The organism is Pseudomonas sp. ASL8 (assembly GCF_056680355.1).
Window position 1 is genome coordinate 2,992,286 of the sequence record NZ_CM155278.1, and the last position, 19,305, is coordinate 3,011,590.

Sequence of the window (19,305 nt, forward strand, 5' to 3'; positions counted from 1 at the left end):
CTCATGGAAGCAACCAGTTATCCGGCGTGGGCACAGCAGTTGATTCAAGAGTGCAGCGAAGCCAAGCGCCGAGTGGTTGAGCATGAGTTGTATCAGCGGATGCGCGATGGCCGCCTGAGTTCGAAAACCATGCGGCAGTACCTGATCGGCGGCTGGCCAGTGGTTGAACAGTTCGCCCTGTATATGGCGCAGAACCTGACAAAAACCCGCTTCGCCCGTCATCCGGGTGAAGACATGGCGCGTCGTTGGTTAATGCGCAATATTCGCGTGGAACTCAATCATGCCGACTATTGGGTAAGCTGGAGCCTGGCCCACGGAGTAAGCCTGGAAGAGTTGCAGGCCCAGCAAGTTCCACCTGAATTGCACGCCCTGAGCCATTGGTGTTGGCATTCCAGTTCGTCGGACTCGCTGATCGTCGCCATTGCGGCCACTAACTATGCCATCGAAGGCGCCACCGGTGAATGGTCGGCACTTGTCTGCTCAAGCGGTGTGTATGCCGACGCTTTCCCAGAAGATCAGCGTAAGCGCGCGATGAAGTGGCTGAAAATGCACGCTCAATACGACGACTCGCATCCTTGGGAGGCATTGGAAATCATCTGCACGCTGGCCGGTAACAACCCCAGTGTCCAATTGCAGACTGAGCTGCGCCAGGCGGTCACCAAAAGTTACGACTACATGTACCTGTTTCTGGAGCGCTGCATGCAGCTGGAGCAGGCGACGCAATCGCGTGAACGTGTGAGCGCGTGATAGTGGTCGAAAGCTGAGTGACGGGCAGGCTTGGCAAATCGAGCTAGCCGAGCTTAGCCCGCCATCGCCAGACGGTTGCGCCCCTGACGCTTGGCTACGTACAGCGCGCTGTCTGCGCGGCGCAGAACACTTTCGGCCGACTCGGCCGGCAACAGGGTGGCGCAGCCCAGGCTGACGCTCAGTTCAATCGGGTGATCCAGCATTGGATAGGTCAGATGGCTCGCCGCCAGGCGCAGGCGCTCGCCGATCATCGCAGCGGCTTCACGCCCGGTGTTCGAGAGCACTATCAAGAACTCCTCACCCCCAAAACGAAACACCATATCGATATTGCGCAGTTGGGCCTTGATGGAATTTGCGACGGCTTTGAGCACTTCATCGCCCGTGCTATGGCCGTAATCGTCATTGACCCGCTTGAAGTGGTCGATATCGAGCATCAGCAAGGACAGCGGGTGTTTATGACGGTGGGCTACTTCGATTTCCCGAGACAGGGTTTGATCCATGGCGATTCGGTTGCCGGTACAGGTCAACGGGTCGCGCAGGGCACTCTGTGTCGCCTCGCGATAGAGCAGGGCGTTTCGCAGAGGGAACAACAGGCAAGGCAACAAAGACTCAAGCTGGCTCAATTCGTGTTCGGAAAAACGCTGGTTACGCTGAAAGACCAGCTCGCCCAGGTGTTCGCCTTCATTGCTCAAGCTGTAACTGACACGATGATGCCCACCCTCGCCCACTTTCAGGTGCAGGTCGCTGGCGCGGTGTTCGTAACTCAGCGCCGTGAGTGGAATCATTCGCTGAATGCCGCGAAAAAAAATCGTCAGGATTCTTTCAGGTTCAAGGCTGGTCTGTAATTGCAGGCCAAGCTGGTGGCGCAATTGCGCCACATCGACAGGCCGCTGGGCGGCGTTTTGCAATTGGCCAAATCCCAGTCGTTGCAATTTAGCGCTATCGAAATCAATTGCGTTGGTCTGGGTAGAAGAATTCATGTTTTTACTCCTAAAACACATAACGCAGTCTTAGCTGGTGTTTTAGAGCGAAAGTCGTGCCAAACAGTTCATTTAATTAAATTCATTGATATTCAGTGAGTTAGGGAACTATAAGGCGGGGAGGTGTCGCGGGGTAGGCGGTTCATTGACTCGTTTGGTAGCCTTCGGCCACCAAGTTCATTGAGGTGACAATATTATGTCACCTCAATTTTAAGCCCGGCGCCTTGATGGGGGTTGCTGTGCTACAGCGCAATAGCTCTCACTGCGCGTCGAAAGCCTGGCCGTTGATGCCGGTGCTGTCGGGGCCCATCAAGTACAGGTAGAGGGGCATGATCTCTTCGGGCGTCGGGTTGTTCAGTGGGTTTTCACCTGGGTAAGCCTGCGCACGCATGCTGGTGCGTGTGGCGCCTGGGTTAATGCTGTTGGCGCGCACCGAAGAGATCGTTTCCAGTTCGTCGGCGAGGCTCTGCATAAAGCCTTCAGTGGCGAACTTGGACACCCCGTAAGCACCCCAATAGGCACGACCCTTGCGCCCGACACTGCTGGAGGTGAACACCACCGAGGCGTCCTGGGACAGCTTGAGCAGTGGCAGCAAGGTGCTGGTGAGCATGAACATCGCGTTGACGTTGACGTGCATCACGCGCATGAAGTTCTCGCCGGACAACTGTTCGGTCGGCGTGCGCGGGCCAATGATCGACGCGTTATGCAGCAAACCGTCCAGGTGGCCGAATTCGGTCTCGATCATCGCGGCGAGTTCGTCGTACTGGTGCGGCAGGGCGGTTTCCAGATTGAAGGGGATCACTGCGGGCTGAGGGTGGCCCGCGGCTTCGATCTCGTCATAGACCTGAGTCAGATTGGCTTCGGTCTTGCCCAGCAGCAACACAGTGGCGCCATGCGCAGCGAAGGCCTTGGCGGCAGCTGCACCAATGCCACGGCCAGCGCCAGTGACCAGAATCACCCGATCCTTGAGCAGTTCGGGACGAGCGGAATAATCAAACATGAAAAACCTCAATAATTAAAAAGGCACCCGTCTCCTGCGGCCTGTGGCCAGAAGCAGATCAGTCTATTCTTCAGCAGCTACACAATGCGTTATCCAGCACCTTGCGCAGGTCCAGTGGATGATCGACCACCACATCGGCACCCCAGTGATCGGGGTTGTCGTCGGGATGGATGTAGCCATAACGCACGGCTGCGGTTTTGGTGCCGGCGTCGCGTCCAGACTCGATGTCACGCAGATCATCGCCGACGAACAGCACGCTGGCCGGGTCCAGGTTGAGCATGCTGCACGCCAGGATCAACGGCTCCGGGTGCGGCTTGCTGTGGGTCACGTGGTCCGGGCAGATCAGGATTGCCGAGCGCTCGGCCAAACCCAGTTGCTCCATGATCGGTTGGGCAAAGCGCACGGGTTTGTTGGTGACCACGCCCCAGATCAGATTGGCTTTCTCAATGTCGACCAGTAACTCGGCCATGCCATCGAACAGCGTGCTGTGGACGGCACAGTTGGCCTGATAGCGCTCGAGAAACTCCAGGCGTAGCGCTTCAAACTCAGGCTCCGTCGGCGACAGGGCGAACGTTGCCGCGACCATCGCCCGGGCACCACCGGAAATTTCATCGCGAATCAGTTTGTCCGACACCGACGCCAGGCCGCGATCGGCAAGCATGCGTTGGCAGATCGCGATGAAATCCGGCGCGGTATCGAGCAACGTGCCGTCCATGTCGAATAAAACCGCTCTCAAACGCATGCCCTTATGCCTCTCGAAGTGTCTGGATCATGTAATTGACGTCGACATCGGACGCCAGCTTGTAGTGCTTGGTCAGCGGGTTGTAGGTCAGGCCGATGATGTCCTTGACCTGCAAACCGGCTTCGCGACTCCAGGCACCGAGCTCGGAAGGGCGGATGAATTTCTTGAAGTCATGGGTGCCGCGTGGCAACAGGCCCATGATGTACTCCGCGCCGACAATGGCAAACAGGTACGCCTTGGGGTTGCGGTTAATGGTGGAGAAAAACACCTGACCACCCGGTTTGACCATGCGGAAGCAGGCGCGAATCACCGACGACGGGTCCGGGACGTGTTCCAGCATCTCCAGGCACGTCACCACGTCGAACTGCTCAGGCATTTCTTCCGCGAGGTCTTCGGCGGTGGTCTGCCGATAGTCGACAGTCACACCCGATTCCAATTGGTGCAACTGCGCGACCGCCAACGGCGCTTCGCCCATGTCGATGCCCATTACCGTGGCGCCACGCAGGGCCATGGCTTCACTGAGAATGCCGCCGCCGCAACCAACGTCCAACACCTTTTTACCGGCCAGCTGGACGCGTTCATCAATCCAGTTGACCCGTAGCGGGTTAATGTCATGCAGCGGTTTGAATTCGCTATTGCGGTCCCACCAGCGATGGGCCAGGGCTTCGAATTTGGCGATTTCAGCGTGGTCAACGTTGCTCATGGGGTGTCCTCTTAAACTTGATAATGCTGGCGAGCGTTCGAACGAGGGTTCGGACGGTCTTTATTCTGTTTTCTGCTGCTCTTTATGGCCATGAATGCGCTGGCCCCAGTTTTTGGCCGTTTCAATAAGCGCTTGTTCATCCATTCGCGTCAGGCGCTTGTCCTCGAGCAGTTGCTTGCCGGCGACCCATACGTGGGTCACGCAGTCGCGCCCGGTGGCATATATAAGCTGCGATACCGGGTCATACACCGGTTGCTGGGCCAGCCCGGACAGGTCAAAGGCGGCGAGATCCGCAGCCTTGCCGATCTCCAGCGAGCCTGTTTGCGCCTGGATGCCCATGGCGCGGGCGCCGTTCAGTGTGGCCATGCGCAGGGCGCGGTGTGCGTCCAGTGCGGTAGCCGAACCCGCGACAGCCTTGGCCAGCAGGGCCGCCGTGCGGGTTTCGCCGAGCAGGTCCAGGTCATTGTTGCTGGCCGCGCCATCGGTGCCTACCGCGACATTGACTCCAGCCTGCCACAAGCGCTCTACCGGGCAAAAGCCGCTGGCGAGTTTCAGGTTCGATTCCGGGCAGTGGATCACGCTGGCATTACTTTCTACCAGCAAAGCCAGGTCTTCATCGCTGACCTGGGTCATGTGTACCGCTTGAAAACGTGGGCTCAACAAGCCAAGACGGCTCAGGCGTGCCAGAGGCCGCTCATGGCGGTGCTCGACGGATTGCTCAACTTCGAACGCGGTTTCATGCATGTGCATATGAATCATCGCGTCAAGTTCGTCAGCCAGAACCCGTATTTTTTCCAGGTTTTCATCGCTGATGGTGTAAGGCGCATGGGGGCCGAAGGCGACGTTTATTCGTGGATGATGCTTGAGGTCGTTAAACAACTCGACGCCCGTGTGCAGTGCTTCCTCGGGGGTGCGTGCCCCCGGAATAGGGAAGTCCAGGACCGGCACGGTGATTTGCGCGCGGATGCCGCTGTTGTGCACGCGTTCGCTGGCCACCTTGGGGAAGAAATACATATCGGAGAAGCAGGTGATGCCGCCTTTCAACTGCTCGGCAATCGCGATGTCGGTACCGTCGCGGACGAAGGCTTCATCGACCCATTTGGCTTCGGCAGGCCAGATATGGCGCTCCAGCCAGGTCATCAGCTGCAAATCGTCGGCCAGGCCACGAAACAAAGTCATGGCCGCGTGCCCGTGGGCGTTGATCAGGCCAGGGCTGAGGAGCATGCCCGGCAGTTCACGTACCTGCAGCGCAGTTTGCTTCAACGCTTCGGCTCTGGGACCGATGTACACGATAAGGCCGTCGCGAATGCCCAGGCCATGCTCTTTGAGGACTACGCCAGCAGGTTCGACCGGCACCAGCCAGGTGGGCAGGAGCAGCAGGTCGAGCGGGGCAGCAGGATTGGGCATGGCAGGACATCCAGAGCTTATATTCAGGGCCGGCGAAGTATACCCGAGCGTCTTCTTGGGCGGCTCGCTATAATCGGCGGCTTTTGATGCTTTGCTCTTGATCTTGGCTTTCTATTTTTAAGTACATGGGGTGTGGAATGCGCGATCGACTATTGGCTGCGGAGAAGGTGAAGGCCATCGATTGGCGGGACGGCGCTCTGCATCTACTCGATCAGCGCGTGTTGCCGTTCGAGGAAACCTGGCACACGTACACCAGCGCGGCGGGCGTGGCTGAGGCCATTCGCTCGATGGTCGTGCGGGGTGCGCCCGCCATCGGTATCAGTGCGGCCTACGGCGTGGTGTTGGCAGCGCGCGAGCGTTTTGCCGCGGGCGGCGACTGGCAAGCGGCACTGGAAGAAGACTTCACCCTGCTTGCCGAGTCGCGGCCCACCGCCGTCAACCTGTTCTGGGCGCTGAATCGCATGCGCGACCGCCTGCAACGCTTGAAGGGCAGTGAATCACCTCTGGCCGCGCTCGAAGCGGAGGCGGTCGGCATTCACTTGAGTGATCGCGAAGCCAACCTGACCATGGCCCAGCTCGGTGCCGACCTGATCCGCAAGCATCAGGGCAATCTGCAAACCGTGCTGACCCACTGCAACACGGGTGCGCTGGCGACTGGCGGCTTCGGCACCGCGCTGGGCGTGATCCGTGCGGCGTACCTGGAAGGCATGATCGAGCGCGTTTACGCCGATGAAACCCGGCCATGGCTGCAAGGCTCGCGTTTGACGGCCTGGGAGCTGGCGAATGAGGGCGTCCCCGTCACCGTCACTGCCGATTCGGCTGCTGCGTACCTGATGCGCACCAAAGGCATCACTTGGGTCATCGTCGGCGCCGACCGCATCACCGCAAACGGCGACGTGGCGAACAAAATCGGCACCTATCAACTGGCCGTTGCCGCCATGCACCACGGTGTGCGCTTCATGGTGGTGGCGCCGAGTTCGACCATCGACATGGCCCTGGCCAGTGGTGAAGACATCCCCATCGAAGAGCGCGACGGTCGAGAGTTGCTGGAGCTCGGCGGCCAGCGCGTAGGGGCTGATGTCGACGCGTTCAACCCGGTGTTCGACGTGACGCCAGCGGATTTGATCGACGCCATCGTGACCGAGAAAGGCATCGTCGAACGCCCCGACGCCGCCAAGATGGCGCAACTGATGTGTCGCAAGCGGTTGCATTGATCCTGTCAGTGCCCTGATCCCTGTAGGGGCGGGCTTGCAAGTACGTGCTCCGCCGCGATCGTCTGCGAAGCAGTCGTAAATGGGCTGGGCACGGTTTTGCAGGAAGCCCCTTCGGGCCTTATCGCAGGCAAGCCAGCGCCTACAAGTGCTCGGCGATACAGCTAACAAACCACGCAAGGCCCTCAGAGGCGCTATAAAGGCCGATCGTTGGTCGATTAGTGTTTTGGCAAGCTATCCAAGGGATAGGTCCCTGATCGCGTTTGTGATAACATTCGGCGGTTTCCAGGGTAGCGCGATGCGCCTGCCTTTACTGCGCAGATCCATGGCATAACTCGTTGATTTGTCGTAAGTCGTTGCATGGCAAATGCCTGCAGCGGCGAGCTTCGTTCGTCCCGCATGGATGTGACGAGGTTTCACCAGAAAAAGGAATCAGGCTTCTCATGGGCGAACTGGCCAAAGAAATCCTCCCGGTCAATATCGAAGACGAGCTGAAACAGTCCTACCTTGACTACGCAATGAGCGTAATCGTCGGACGGGCACTGCCGGATGCGCGTGATGGCTTGAAGCCCGTGCATCGGCGTGTACTCTTCGCGATGAGCGAACTGGGTAACGACTGGAACAAGCCGTACAAGAAATCTGCCCGTGTGGTCGGCGACGTTATCGGTAAGTATCACCCGCATGGTGATACTGCTGTTTACGACACTATCGTACGGATGGCTCAGCCATTCTCCCTGCGCTACCTGCTGGTAGACGGTCAGGGCAACTTCGGTTCGGTGGACGGCGATAACGCCGCCGCCATGCGATACACCGAAGTCCGGATGACCAAGCTGGCCCACGAGCTGCTGGCCGACCTGCATAAAGAAACCGTGGACTGGGTGCCGAACTACGACGGCACCGAAATGATCCCAGCGGTCATGCCGACCCGTATCCCGAACTTGCTGGTCAACGGCTCGAGCGGTATTGCCGTGGGCATGGCGACCAACATCCCGCCGCACAACCTCGGTGAAGTCATCGACGGTTGCCTGGCACTCATCGACAACCCAGAGTTGACCATCGATGAGCTGATGCAATACATCCCGGGCCCTGACTTCCCGACGGCCGCGATCATCAACGGTCGTGCCGGTATCGTCGAAGCCTATCGCACCGGTCGTGGGCGCATTTACATGCGTGCCCGCTCGATGGTCGAAGACATCGACAAAGTCGGTGGTCGTCAGCAGATCGTCATCACCGAACTCCCGTACCAGTTGAACAAAGCACGCCTGATCGAGAAGATCGCCGAGCTGGTCAAAGAGAAAAAGCTCGAAGGCATCACTGAGCTGCGCGACGAGTCCGACAAAGACGGCATGCGCGTAGTGATCGAGCTGCGTCGTGGCGAAGTGCCTGAGGTGATCCTCAACAACCTCTACGCCCAGACCCAGCTGCAAAGCGTTTTCGGTATCAACATCGTTGCGTTGATCGATGGCCGTCCGCGGATCCTCAACCTTAAGGACCTGCTGGAAGCCTTCGTTCGTCACCGCCGCGAAGTCGTTACCCGTCGTACCGTTTTCGAATTGCGTAAAGCCCGTGAGCGTGGTCACCTGCTCGAAGGTCAAGCGGTCGCCCTGTCGAATATCGACCCGGTTATCGCGTTGATCAAAGCCTCGCCGACACCGGCTGAAGCCAAGGCAGCGCTGATCGAAACACCGTGGGAATCCAGTGCTGTTGTGGAAATGGTTGAGCGTGCCGGCGCAGATTCTTGCCGTCCTGACAATCTTGACCCGCAATATGGCCTGCGTGACGGCAAGTATTTCCTGTCGCCAGAACAGGCTCAGGCGATTCTGGAACTGCGTCTGCACCGTCTGACCGGTCTCGAACACGAAAAACTGCTGACCGAATACCAGGAAATCCTCACCCAGATCGGCGAACTGCTGCGTATTCTCAACAGCGCCGAACGTCTGATGGAAGTCATCCGCGAAGAGCTGGAACTGATCCGTGCTGAATACGGCGATGTACGTCGCACCGAGATTCTCGATGCGCGTCTGGACCTGACCCTCGGCGACCTGATCACCGAAGAAGAGCGTGTCGTTACTATCTCTCACGGTGGTTATGCCAAGACTCAGCCGTTGGCCGTCTACCAGGCTCAACGCCGTGGCGGTAAAGGCAAATCGGCTACCGGCGTCAAGGATGAGGACTACATTGCTCACCTGCTGGTTGCCAACAGTCACACCACGCTGTTGATGTTCTCCAGCAAAGGCAAGGTGTACTGGCTCAAGACATACGAAATTCCGGAAGCCTCGCGTGCTGCCCGTGGTCGCCCACTGGTCAACCTGTTGCCGCTGAGTGAGGGTGAATACATCACCACCATGCTGCCGGTAGACATGGAAGCCATGCGCAAGAAATCCGAAGAAGAAGGCGGTGACGATGTCATCACTCCTGAACTGGACGACGTAGCAGGCGACGAGAGCGAAGAAGACAGAAAGGCCCGCATCAAGGCAGAAGACCGGAAGAAAGCTCCGTTCATCTTCATGTCGACTGCCAACGGCACCGTGAAGAAAACTCCGCTGGTGCAATTCAGCCGTCAACGCAGTGTTGGCCTGATCGCGCTGGAGCTGGACGAAGGTGACATCCTGATTTCCGCCGCCATCACTGACGGCGAACGCGAAGTCATGCTGTTCTCCGACGGCGGCAAAGTGACACGCTTTAAAGAGTCCGACGTTCGCGCCATGGGCCGTACCGCTCGCGGTGTGCGCGGCATGCGTCTGCCAGAAGGTCAGAAGCTGATTTCCATGCTGATCCCGGAAGAAGGCAGCCAGATTCTCACTGCGTCCGAGCGTGGTTTCGGCAAGCGCACTGCGATTACCGAGTTCCCTGAGTACAAACGTGGCGGTCAGGGCGTTATCGCCATGGTCAGCAACGACCGTAACGGCCGTTTGGTCGGCGCGGTACAAGTGCTCGACGGCGAAGAAATCATGTTGATTTCCGACCAGGGCACCCTGGTTCGTACCCGTGTTGATGAAGTGTCCAGTCTGGGTCGTAATACCCAGGGCGTGACCTTGATCAAGCTCGCCAGCGACGAAAAACTGGTCGGCCTGGAGCGTGTTCAGGAGCCATCGGAAGTCGAAGGCGAAGAGTTCGAAGGTGAGGTGCTGGAAGGCGAAGAGCTTGAAGGCGAAGTGCTGGATGTCAGCGACATCGACGAGTCCCAGCAAGCCGACGCCCCGGAAGAAGAGTAATGCGATACCCGTAGGCGCTGACTTGTCTGCGCCTACGGCCTTCGGCCAGAAACAGATGCCCGGCCGAACACGAATTTCTGTAGGAGCTGGCTTGCCTGCGATTGACCGCGAAGCGGTCACGGAAAGTCAGAAGCAACACCGAAAGCGTACAGACCCAAGCATTGACGAGAGTGGATATGAGCAAGCGAGCTTTTAACTTCTGCGCAGGTCCTGCTGCGCTCCCTGAAGCTGTTCTGCTGCGTGCCCAGGCAGAACTCCTGGACTGGCATGGCAAAGGCCTGTCCGTCATGGAAATGAGTCATCGCAGTGATGAGTTCGTCTCCATTGCCAACAAGGCCGAGCAAGATCTGCGCGACCTGATGACCATCCCCTCAAACTATAAAGTGCTGTTTCTGCAAGGCGGCGCAAGCCAGCAATTTGCCCAGATTCCGCTCAATCTGTTGCCGGAAAACGCCAGTGCCGATTACATCGACACCGGTATCTGGTCGCAGAAAGCCATTGAAGAAGCCTCGCGCTTCGGCAACGTCAACATCGCTGCCAGCGCCAAGCCTTACGACTATTTCGCCATTCCTGGCCAGAACGAGTGGAAGCTGTCCAAAGACGCTGCCTACGTTCACTACGCACCCAATGAAACCATTGGCGGCCTGGAATTCAGCTGGATTCCTGAAACCGGCGACATTCCGCTGGTGGCAGACATGTCCTCGGACATCCTGTCGCGCCCCGTGGATGTTTCCAGGTTCGGCATGATCTACGCAGGCGCCCAGAAAAATATCGGCCCGAGCGGTATTGTCGTCGTGATCATTCGCGAAGACCTGCTCGGTCACGCCCGTACGATCTGTCCGACCATGCTCAACTACAAAGTCGCCGCCGACAACGCGTCGATGTACAACACCCCGCCGACCCTGTCCTGGTACCTGTCCGGACTGGTGTTCGAATGGCTCAAAGAGCAGGGCGGCGTGGAAGCCATCGGCAAGCTCAATGACATCAAGCAGCGCACGCTGTACGACTTCATCGACGCCAGCGGCCTGTACAGCAACCCGATCAACAAAACCGATCGCTCGTGGATGAACGTGCCGTTCCGTCTGGCCGATGACCGCCTGGACAAGCCGTTCCTGGTCGGCGCCGAAGCACGTGGCCTGCTCAACCTCAAGGGCCATCGTTCGGTTGGCGGCATGCGTGCTTCCATCTACAACGCCGTCGACATCCATGGGGTCAACGCCCTGGTGGCGTACATGGCAGAGTTCGAGAAGGAACACGGCTAATGTCTGAGCAAGAACTCAAGGCGCTGCGCATCCGCATTGACAGCCTGGACGAGAAAGTCCTGGAATTGATCAGTGAGCGTGCGCGCTGTGCGCAAGAAGTTGCGCGGGTGAAAATGGCCACGCTCACTGAAGGCGAAGTGCCGGTGTTCTACCGTCCAGAGCGCGAAGCCCAAGTGCTCAAGCGTGTCATGGAGCGCAACAAGGGGCCGTTGGGCAACGAGGAAATGGCGCGTTTGTTCCGCGAAATCATGTCCTCGTGCCTGGCGCTGGAGCAGCCGCTGAAAGTGGCTTATCTCGGCCCTGAAGGCACCTTCACCCAAGCCGCCGCCATGAAGCACTTTGGTCACGCAGTCATCAGCTTGCCGATGGCCGCCATCGACGAAGTGTTCCGTGAAGTCGCGGCCGGGGCGGTGAATTTTGGCGTGGTCCCGGTGGAAAACTCCACCGAAGGCGCGGTCAACCACACCCTCGACAGCTTTCTCGAACACGACATGGTCATCTGTGGCGAAGTCGAATTGCGTATCCACCACCATCTATTGGTCGGTGAAAATACCAAGACCGACAGTATCAGCCGCATTTACTCCCATGCGCAGTCGCTGGCCCAGTGCCGCAAGTGGCTGGACGCGCACTACCCGAATGTCGAGCGCATCGCGGTTGCCAGCAACGCCGAAGCGGCCAAGCGGGTCAAGGGTGAGTGGAACTCGGCGGCCATTGCCGGCGATATGGCGGCAGGGCTGTACGGCCTGACCCGTATCGCAGAAAAAATCGAAGACCGCCCGGATAACGCCACGCGTTTCCTGATCATCGGCAGTCAAGAAGTCCCGCCGACGGGCGACGACAAAACCTCGATCATCGTGTCGATGAGCAACAAACCAGGCGCGCTGCATGAATTGCTGGTGCCCTTCCATGAGAACGGAATCGACCTGACCCGTATCGAAACCCGACCTTCGCGCAGCGGTAAATGGACCTACGTGTTCTTTATCGACTTCGTCGGCCATCACCGTGATCCATTGATCAAGGCCGTGTTGGAACAGATCAGTCAGGAAGCAGTGGCACTCAAGGTGCTGGGTTCCTACCCGAAAGCGGTTCTCTAAAGGGGTTAGCACTACATGAGCGTCGACTTCCTCGCCCTGGCCCAGCCGGGCGTGCAAAAACTTTCGCCTTACGTCCCGGGCAAACCCGTGGACGAACTGGCGCGCGAACTGGACATCGATCCGGCCCGGATCATCAAGCTGGCCAGTAACGAAAACCCGCTGGGTGCCAGCCCTAAAGCCCTGGCCGCGATTCGCGACGAGCTTGCCGAGCTGACCCGCTACCCGGACGGTAATGGTTTCAATCTCAAGGCGCGTCTTGCAGAGCGCTGCGGTGTGCAAGCTAATCAAGTGACCTTGGGCAATGGCTCCAACGACATTCTGGAGTTGGTCGCTCGCGCCTATCTGGCGCCGGGCCTGAACGCGGTGTTCAGTGAGCATGCGTTCGCCATCTACCCGATTGTCACCCAAGCCGTTGGTGCCGACGCTCGCGTTGCGCCTGCCAAGGACTGGGGTCACGACCTGCCGGCGATGCTGGCGGCTATCGACAGCAACACCCGCGTCGTGTTTATCGCCAACCCGAACAACCCGACCGGTACCTGGTTCGGTCCGAGTGCCTTGGCTGACTTCCTCGCCGCCGTGCCGGAAAACGTGTTGGTGGTGCTGGATGAGGCCTATATCGAATACGCCGAAGGCGCGGAACTGCCGAATGGCCTGAACTACCTGGCGGATTACCCGAACCTGCTGGTGTCGCGCACCTTCTCCAAAGCCTACGGCCTGGCATCGCTGCGCGTCGGTTATGGCGTGTCTTCGCCGGTTGTAGCTGATGTGCTGAACCGTGTGCGTCAGCCGTTCAACGTCAACAGCCTTGCGCTGGCGGCGGCGTGTGCTGCGCTGGATGACGTCGAGTACGTGGCCCAAAGCCGCCGCGCGAACGAAGCCGGGATGCAACAGCTTGAACAAGGGCTGCGTGTGTTGGGCCTGAGCTGGATTCCTTCCAAGGCCAACTTCCTTGCCATTGATCTCGGTCGCGAGGGCGCGTCGGTCTATCAAGGCCTGCTCCGTGAAGGCGTAATCGTGCGTCCGGTTGGGGGGTATGGCATGCCAAACCACCTGCGGGTCAGCATCGGCCTGCCGGGCGAAAACACGCGCTTCCTTGAGGCTTTGGCCAAGGTTCTGGCACGTGGTTGATGTCATGCCCGTGCAATCAACTCAACCTATGATCGGGCGCCTGGTGGTGATCGGCCTCGGTTTGATCGGTGGTTCGTTCGCCAAAGGCTTGCGTGAAAGTGGCTTGTGCCGGGAAGTGGTGGGTGTCGATCTGAATCCGCGCTCGCGCCAGCTAGCGGTAGAGCAGGGCGTGGTCGACCGGTGCGAGGAAGACATCACTGCCGCCTGTCGCGGCGCTGACGTTATCCAGCTCGCCGTGCCTATTCTAGCGATGGAAAAGCTGCTGACGCTGTTGGCGACCCTTGACCTTGGTAATGCCGTACTGACCGATGTTGGCAGCGCCAAGGGCAATGTGGTGCGCGCCGCGCGTCTGGCGTTTGGCGGTTTGCCCTCGCGTTTCGTGCCCGGGCATCCGATTGCCGGGTCCGAACAGAGTGGGGTAGAGGCCTCCAACGCCCAGCTGTTCCGTCGGCATAAAGTGATTTTGACACCTCTGGCCGAAACAGATCCGGAAGCGTTAGCCCTGATTGACCGTTTATGGTCTGAGCTGGGCGCCGATGTCGAGCACATGCAGGTCGAGCGCCACGATGAAGTGTTGGCGGCGACCAGTCATTTGCCGCATTTGCTGGCGTTTGCCCTGGTGGACTCACTGGCCAAGCGCAACGAGAATCTGGAAATCTTTAGATACGCAGCGGGCGGTTTCCGCGATTTCACAAGGATCGCGGGCAGTGACCCGGTGATGTGGCATGACATCTTTCTCGCCAACCGCGAGGCGGTGTTACGCACATTAGATACATTTCGCACAGACCTCGACGCCTTGCGCGACGCGGTAGATGCAGGGGATGGGCTTCAATTACTGGGCGTATTCACTCGCGCCCGTGTTGCTCGCGAGCATTTCAGTAAAATCCTTGCCCGCCGGGCTTATGTGGACGCTATGAACACCAACGACCTGATTTTCCTGGCTAATCCTGGTGGACGCGTTTGCGGACGTATCCGCGTTCCAGGCGACAAATCGATTTCCCACCGCTCAATCATGCTCGGCTCGCTGGCCGAAGGCACGACCGAAGTCGAGGGCTTCCTCGAAGGTGAAGACGCGCTGGCAACCTTGCAGGCGTTCCGTGACATGGGTGTTGTGATCGAAGGCCCGCAAAATGGCCGCGTGACCATCCACGGTGTTGGCCTGCATGGCTTGAAAGCTGCGCCGGGCCCAATCTATCTGGGCAACTCAGGCACCTCGATGCGCCTGCTTTCCGGTTTGTTGGCCGCGCAGAGTTTCGACAGCACCTTGACCGGCGATCCCTCGCTGTCCAAGCGGCCGATGAACCGCGTCGCCAATCCATTGCGTGAAATGGGCGCAGTGATCGAGACCGCTGCTGAAGGTCGTCCGCCGATGATTATTCGCGGCGGCCATCGCCTGGCCGGCCTGACCTACACCTTGCCAATGGCCAGCGCGCAGGTTAAATCCTGCCTGCTGCTGGCTGGCCTGTATGCCGATGGCAAGACCAGCATCACCGAGCCTGCACCGACGCGTGACCATACCGAACGCATGTTGCGCGGCTTTGGCTACCCGGTCAGCGTTGAGAACAGCACCGCTTCCGTAGAGTCGGGTCACAAGCTCACCGCGACCCACATTGAAGTGCCAGCTGATATCTCCTCGGCCGCCTTCTTCCTGGTCGCTGCTTCTATTGCTGAGGGCTCTGACCTGTTGCTGGAACACGTCGGCATCAACCCGACGCGTACTGGCGTCATCGATATTCTGCGTCTGATGGGCGCCGACATCACCCTGGAAAACCAGCGCGAAGTCGGCGGTGAACCCGTGGCGGACCTGCGTGTACGCGCGGCCAAGCTCAAGGGCATCGAAATCCCTGAAGCGCTGGTCCCTCTGGCCATCGACGAATTTCCGGTGCTGTTCGTGGCGGCGGCCTGTGCGGAAGGGCGTACCGTCCTGCGCGGCGCCGAAGAGCTGCGGGTCAAGGAATCTGACCGTATCCAGGTCATGGCCGACGGCTTGCTGGCGCTGGGCGTTAAAGTCGAGCCAACCCCGGACGGCATCATTATCGATGGCGGCCTGATCGGCGGCGGCGAAGTCCACGGTCACGGCGACCACCGGATTGCCATGGCTTTCAGCGTTGCCTCCCTGCGCGCATCGGCACCGATCCGCATCCATGATTGCGCCAACGTAGCGACCTCATTCCCCAACTTCCTCGCACTCTGCGCTCAAGTCGGCATGCGTGTAGCAGAAGAGGCTCAGTCATGAGGGTTCGAGCGCCAGTCATCACCATCGATGGGCCTAGCGGTTCGGGCAAAGGCACGGTTGCTGGCCGGTTGGCCAAGCACCTGGGCTGGTGCCTGCTCGATTCCGGAGCGCTCTATCGTTTGCTGGCGTTCTCCGCGCGCAACCATGGCGTCGACCTGACGAATGAAGAAGCCCTGAAGCTGCTGGCCGCTCATCTGGATGTGCAGTTCAACGTCGGCACCGATGATCACGGGCAGCGGATTACTCTGGAAGGCGAAGATGTCACCCACGCCATCCGCAACGAACAGATCGGCAATGGCGCCTCGCAAGTGGCTTCACTGCCAGCGGTGCGCGATGCCTTGCTCCAGCGCCAGCGCGCGTTTCAGGAGCCGCCGGGGTTGGTGGCCGATGGCCGCGACATGGGCACCGTAGTGTTCCCGGATGCGCCGCTGAAGATTTTCCTGACCGCCAGCGCCGAGGAACGTGCACGTCGCCGTTACTTGCAGTTGAAGGCCAAGGGCGATGATGTTAGTCTGTCGAGTCTGCTAGATGAGATATGTGCACGCGACGAGCGTGACACCCAGCGAGCGGTAGCCCCGCTCAAGCCGGCGCATGACGCCATACAGCTGGATTCCACTGAATTATCCATCGAGCAGGTGCTGGAACGCATTTTGAGTGAAATCGCACTTCGCGATCTCGCCGGATGACAAGGAAGCGTGTGGGAGACCAGGCATAGTCCCACAGGCCTTCTTTTATTTGAACGAAACCCACGTTGTCTGGAACGTGGCAGATGGGCGTATTCTTCGCCCTTGATCAACAGGAATTAAAATGAGCGAAAGCTTTGCAGAACTTTTTGAAGAAAGCCTAAAGACCCTCAACCTTCAGGCCGGTTCGATCATCACCGCGATCATCGTTGATATCGATTACCAGGCTGGATGGGTTACGGTTCACGCCGGTCTGAAATCTGAAGGCCTCATCCCGCTGGAACAGTTCCACAACGACGCTGGCGAGCTGACCATCAAGATCGGCGACGAAGTGCACGTTGCACTGGACGCGGTCGAAGATGGCTTTGGCGAAACCAAGCTGTCCCGCGAAAAAGCCAAGCGTGCTGAGTGCTGGATTGTTCTGGAAGCGGCTTTCGCAGCTGAAGAAGTGGTCAAGGGCGTTATCAACGGTAAGGTTAAAGGCGGCTTCACTGTCGACGTTAACGGCATCCGTGCGTTCCTGCCTGGTTCTCTGGTTGATGTCCGCCCAGTGCGTGACACGACTCACCTGGAAGGCAAAGAGCTCGAATTCAAGGTCATCAAACTCGACCAGAAACGCAACAACGTTGTCGTTTCCCGCCGTAGCGTCCTTGAAGCCGAAAACAGCGCTGAGCGCGAAGCTCTGCTGGAATCCTTGCAAGAAGGTCAGCAAGTCAAAGGTATCGTCAAAAACCTCACCGATTACGGCGCATTCGTCGATCTGGGTGGCGTCGATGGCCTGCTGCACATTACCGACATGGCTTGGAAACGCATCAAGCATCCATCGGAAATCGTCAACGTTGGCGATGAGATCGATGTAAAAGTCCTGAAGTACGATCGCGAACGCAATCGTGTTTCCTTGGGTCTGAAGCAGTTGGGCGAAGATCCATGGGTCGCGATCAAAGCTCGCTACCCAGAAGGCACTCGCGTAACAGCCCGTGTTACCAACCTGACCGACTACGGCTGCTTCGCTGAGCTGGAAGAAGGCGTTGAAGGCCTGGTACACGTTTCCGAAATGGACTGGACCAACAAAAACATCCACCCTTCGAAAGTCGTACAAGTTGGCGACGAAGTGGAAGTTATGGTTCTGGACATCGACGAAGAGCGTCGTCGTATCTCCCTCGGCATCAAACAGTGCAAATCTAACCCATGGGAAGATTTCTCTGGCCAGTTCAACAAGGGCGATAAAATCTCCGGCACCATCAAGTCGATCACCGATTTCGGTATCTTCATTGGTCTGGACGGCGGCATCGACGGCCTGGTTCACCTGTCCGACATCTCCTGGAACGAAGTGGGCGAAGAAGCCGTACGTCGCTTCAAGAAGGGCGATGAGCTCGACACCGTGATCCTGTCTGTTGATCCAGAGCGTGAACGCATCTCCCTGGGTATCAAACAGCTGGAAAGCGATCCGTTCTCTGAGTACGTGATGGTCAACGACAAAGGCGCTATCGTTCGCGGTATCGTTAAAGAAGTTGACGCCAAAGGCGCCATCATCACTCTGGGCGACGACATCGAAGCTACTCTGAAAGCCTCCGAAATCAGCCGTGACCGCGTTGAAGACGCGCGTAACGTTCTGAAAGAAGGCGAAGAAGTTGAAGCCAAGATCATCAGCGTTGATCGCAAGAGCCGCGTAATCCAATTGTCCATCAAGTCGAAAGACGTTGAAGACGAGAAAGAAGCTATCCAAAGCCTGCGCGCGAAGCCAGAAACTGCGGAAAGCACAGGTCCTACCACCATCGGTGACCTGCTTCGCGCACAAATGGAAAAACAGAACTAAGTTCTGATTGACCATAGAAAAAGGGCGACTTCGGTCGCCCTTTTTTGTGCCTGAAATTTGGCTTCAGAAATTTTCAGCCAAACACCTATTTCTTGTGGGAGCTGACTTGTAACTACGCGTCCCGCTGCGAAGGCCATTCAGCGCGTTTCATCTGACACACCTCGCCAAACATACCTACCTGCAGTCCACCCAACGCTTGGCTAATCTTGTACATACACCTGATTAACTCAATGGGAGGGGCAACGGAATGCCCAAACACGCGCACAGCCGCAGCCTACGCCATGGCCGATTTTCTGAAATCAGCCAAATTTACCTGTTAACCACCGTCACCCAAAACCGCCACCCCCTCTTCAAAGACCTGCACCTGGGACGCTTGGTCGTCTCCGAACTAAAGCGAGCCGAAGAGCAGAGCCTGGTTCATTCATTGGCCTGGGTAGTGATGCCCGATCACCTGCACTGGCTCATCGAGTTGAAGCAGAAATCCCTTTCCAGCGTCATGCAGCAAGTCAAAGCCCGAAGCGCCATCGCAATCAACAAAGCCATCCAAAGCCAAAACCGTGTATGGCAACGCGGATACCACGACACAACCCTCCGCACCGAAGACGACCTGAAAAAACTCGCCCGCTACATCGTCGCAAACCCCTTGCGAGCCGGGCTGGTCAAGCGAATGGGTGACTACCCCCTGTGGGACGCAATATGGCTTTAACATCACACTATCCCAACTTCTGCCCGCAGGGCCGTAGGAGAGACCGGGGCGCGCAGACTCGTCTGCGAAGACCATACGGCGCGGTCTACCTGCCGCCCCTCCGATCCAGATCATGGCTGCGCGGTCAAATCCAGCCCCGCCGGAAACCCGTGCCGGGCTTATTCGCAGACAAAACTACGCGTCCCGGTCAGCTCCTACCTATCAACAGCATGTTGCCCACCGTCTGCTCCTGCCGGTAGGGCTGTGGGAGCTGACTTGTCTGCGAAGACCATTCAGCGCGGTTCATCTGCTGCCCCTCGATCCCGATCAACCTCCTGCCATAGGTGGTTTTCGCCGTGAAACGCACCATGGCTTTCGCGTCAAATTAAAATCCGC

The 19,305-nt window shown here is 58.4% G+C and carries 15 protein-coding genes; 10 read left to right on the forward strand and 5 right to left on the reverse strand.

Features of this window, described 5'->3' with window-relative positions:
• Nucleotides 1-3: 3 nt before the first annotated feature.
• The gene (locus AC1MEA_RS13755; RefSeq protein ID WP_480918142.1) at nt 4-747 is read left to right on the forward strand and encodes an iron-containing redox enzyme family protein; all 744 of its coding nucleotides are present in this window, start codon (nt 4-6) and stop codon (nt 745-747) included.
• Nucleotides 748-800: 53 nt separating this feature from the next.
• Here AC1MEA_RS13755 and AC1MEA_RS13760 read toward each other — a convergent pair whose 3' ends face one another.
• The 5 genes from AC1MEA_RS13760 to AC1MEA_RS13780 all read right to left on the reverse strand — a co-directional run bounded on the left by AC1MEA_RS13760 (nt 801) and on the right by AC1MEA_RS13780 (nt 5,579).
• Entirely contained in the window at nt 801-1,727 is a 927-nt protein-coding gene (locus AC1MEA_RS13760; protein WP_219063895.1) for a GGDEF domain-containing protein, read from the reverse strand.
• A 259-nt stretch (nt 1,728-1,986) separates the two neighbouring features.
• Entirely contained in the window at nt 1,987-2,727 is a 741-nt protein-coding gene (locus tag AC1MEA_RS13765) for a YciK family oxidoreductase (protein ID WP_449633650.1), read from the reverse strand.
• 70 nt (nt 2,728-2,797) lie between these two features.
• Entirely contained in the window at nt 2,798-3,469 is a 672-nt protein-coding gene (gene mupP, locus AC1MEA_RS13770; protein ID WP_480416482.1) for an N-acetylmuramic acid 6-phosphate phosphatase MupP, read from the reverse strand.
• A gap of 4 nt (nt 3,470-3,473) precedes the next feature.
• Nucleotides 3,474-4,172 carry a bifunctional 2-polyprenyl-6-hydroxyphenol methylase/3-demethylubiquinol 3-O-methyltransferase UbiG gene (gene ubiG, locus AC1MEA_RS13775; RefSeq protein WP_443691295.1) on the reverse strand — a complete coding sequence of 233 codons (699 nt, stop codon included), beginning with the start codon at nt 4,170-4,172 and terminating at the stop codon, nt 3,474-3,476.
• Between the two features lie 60 nt (nt 4,173-4,232).
• Nucleotides 4,233-5,579, reverse strand: a complete 1,347-nt coding sequence (locus AC1MEA_RS13780) for a TRZ/ATZ family hydrolase (RefSeq protein WP_480416483.1) — start codon at nt 5,577-5,579, stop codon at nt 4,233-4,235.
• A 137-nt stretch (nt 5,580-5,716) separates the two neighbouring features.
• On the opposite strand from AC1MEA_RS13780, the gene mtnA reads away from it, so the two are divergent.
• The 9 genes from mtnA to AC1MEA_RS13825 all read left to right on the forward strand — a co-directional run bounded on the left by mtnA (nt 5,717) and on the right by AC1MEA_RS13825 (nt 18,930).
• Complete coding sequence (gene mtnA, locus AC1MEA_RS13785) at nt 5,717-6,793, forward strand: S-methyl-5-thioribose-1-phosphate isomerase (RefSeq protein ID WP_480416484.1); 1,077 nt, start codon at nt 5,717-5,719, stop codon at nt 6,791-6,793.
• A 440-nt stretch (nt 6,794-7,233) separates the two neighbouring features.
• On the forward strand, nt 7,234-10,005 hold the full coding sequence (gene gyrA / locus AC1MEA_RS13790; RefSeq protein WP_219063889.1) for a DNA gyrase subunit A: 2,772 nt from the start codon (nt 7,234-7,236) through the stop codon (nt 10,003-10,005).
• A gap of 176 nt (nt 10,006-10,181) precedes the next feature.
• Entirely contained in the window at nt 10,182-11,267 is a 1,086-nt protein-coding gene (gene serC / locus AC1MEA_RS13795; protein ID WP_449633655.1) for a 3-phosphoserine/phosphohydroxythreonine transaminase, read from the forward strand.
• Complete coding sequence (pheA, locus tag AC1MEA_RS13800; protein ID WP_480416485.1) at nt 11,267-12,361, forward strand: prephenate dehydratase; 1,095 nt, start codon at nt 11,267-11,269, stop codon at nt 12,359-12,361. The genes serC and pheA overlap by 1 nt, the downstream gene beginning before the upstream one ends.
• A gap of 15 nt (nt 12,362-12,376) precedes the next feature.
• Nucleotides 12,377-13,489, forward strand: a complete 1,113-nt coding sequence (gene hisC / locus AC1MEA_RS13805) for a histidinol-phosphate transaminase (RefSeq protein WP_480416486.1) — start codon at nt 12,377-12,379, stop codon at nt 13,487-13,489.
• 28 nt (nt 13,490-13,517) lie between these two features.
• Entirely contained in the window at nt 13,518-15,725 is a 2,208-nt protein-coding gene (locus AC1MEA_RS13810; RefSeq protein WP_480918143.1) for a bifunctional prephenate dehydrogenase/3-phosphoshikimate 1-carboxyvinyltransferase, read from the forward strand.
• Nucleotides 15,722-16,411 (forward strand): (d)CMP kinase, encoded by a 690-nt coding sequence (gene cmk, locus AC1MEA_RS13815; RefSeq protein WP_219063884.1) that lies wholly within the window; start codon nt 15,722-15,724, stop codon nt 16,409-16,411. Before AC1MEA_RS13810 ends, cmk begins: the two co-directional genes overlap by 4 nt.
• Nucleotides 16,412-16,532: 121 nt before the next feature.
• Nucleotides 16,533-18,224, forward strand: a complete 1,692-nt coding sequence (gene rpsA, locus AC1MEA_RS13820) for a 30S ribosomal protein S1 (RefSeq protein ID WP_219063883.1) — start codon at nt 16,533-16,535, stop codon at nt 18,222-18,224.
• Between the two features lie 247 nt (nt 18,225-18,471).
• Nucleotides 18,472-18,930, forward strand: coding sequence for an REP-associated tyrosine transposase (locus AC1MEA_RS13825; RefSeq protein ID WP_480416487.1), 459 nt, complete (start codon nt 18,472-18,474; stop codon nt 18,928-18,930).
• Nucleotides 18,931-19,305: the final 375 nt, after the last annotated feature.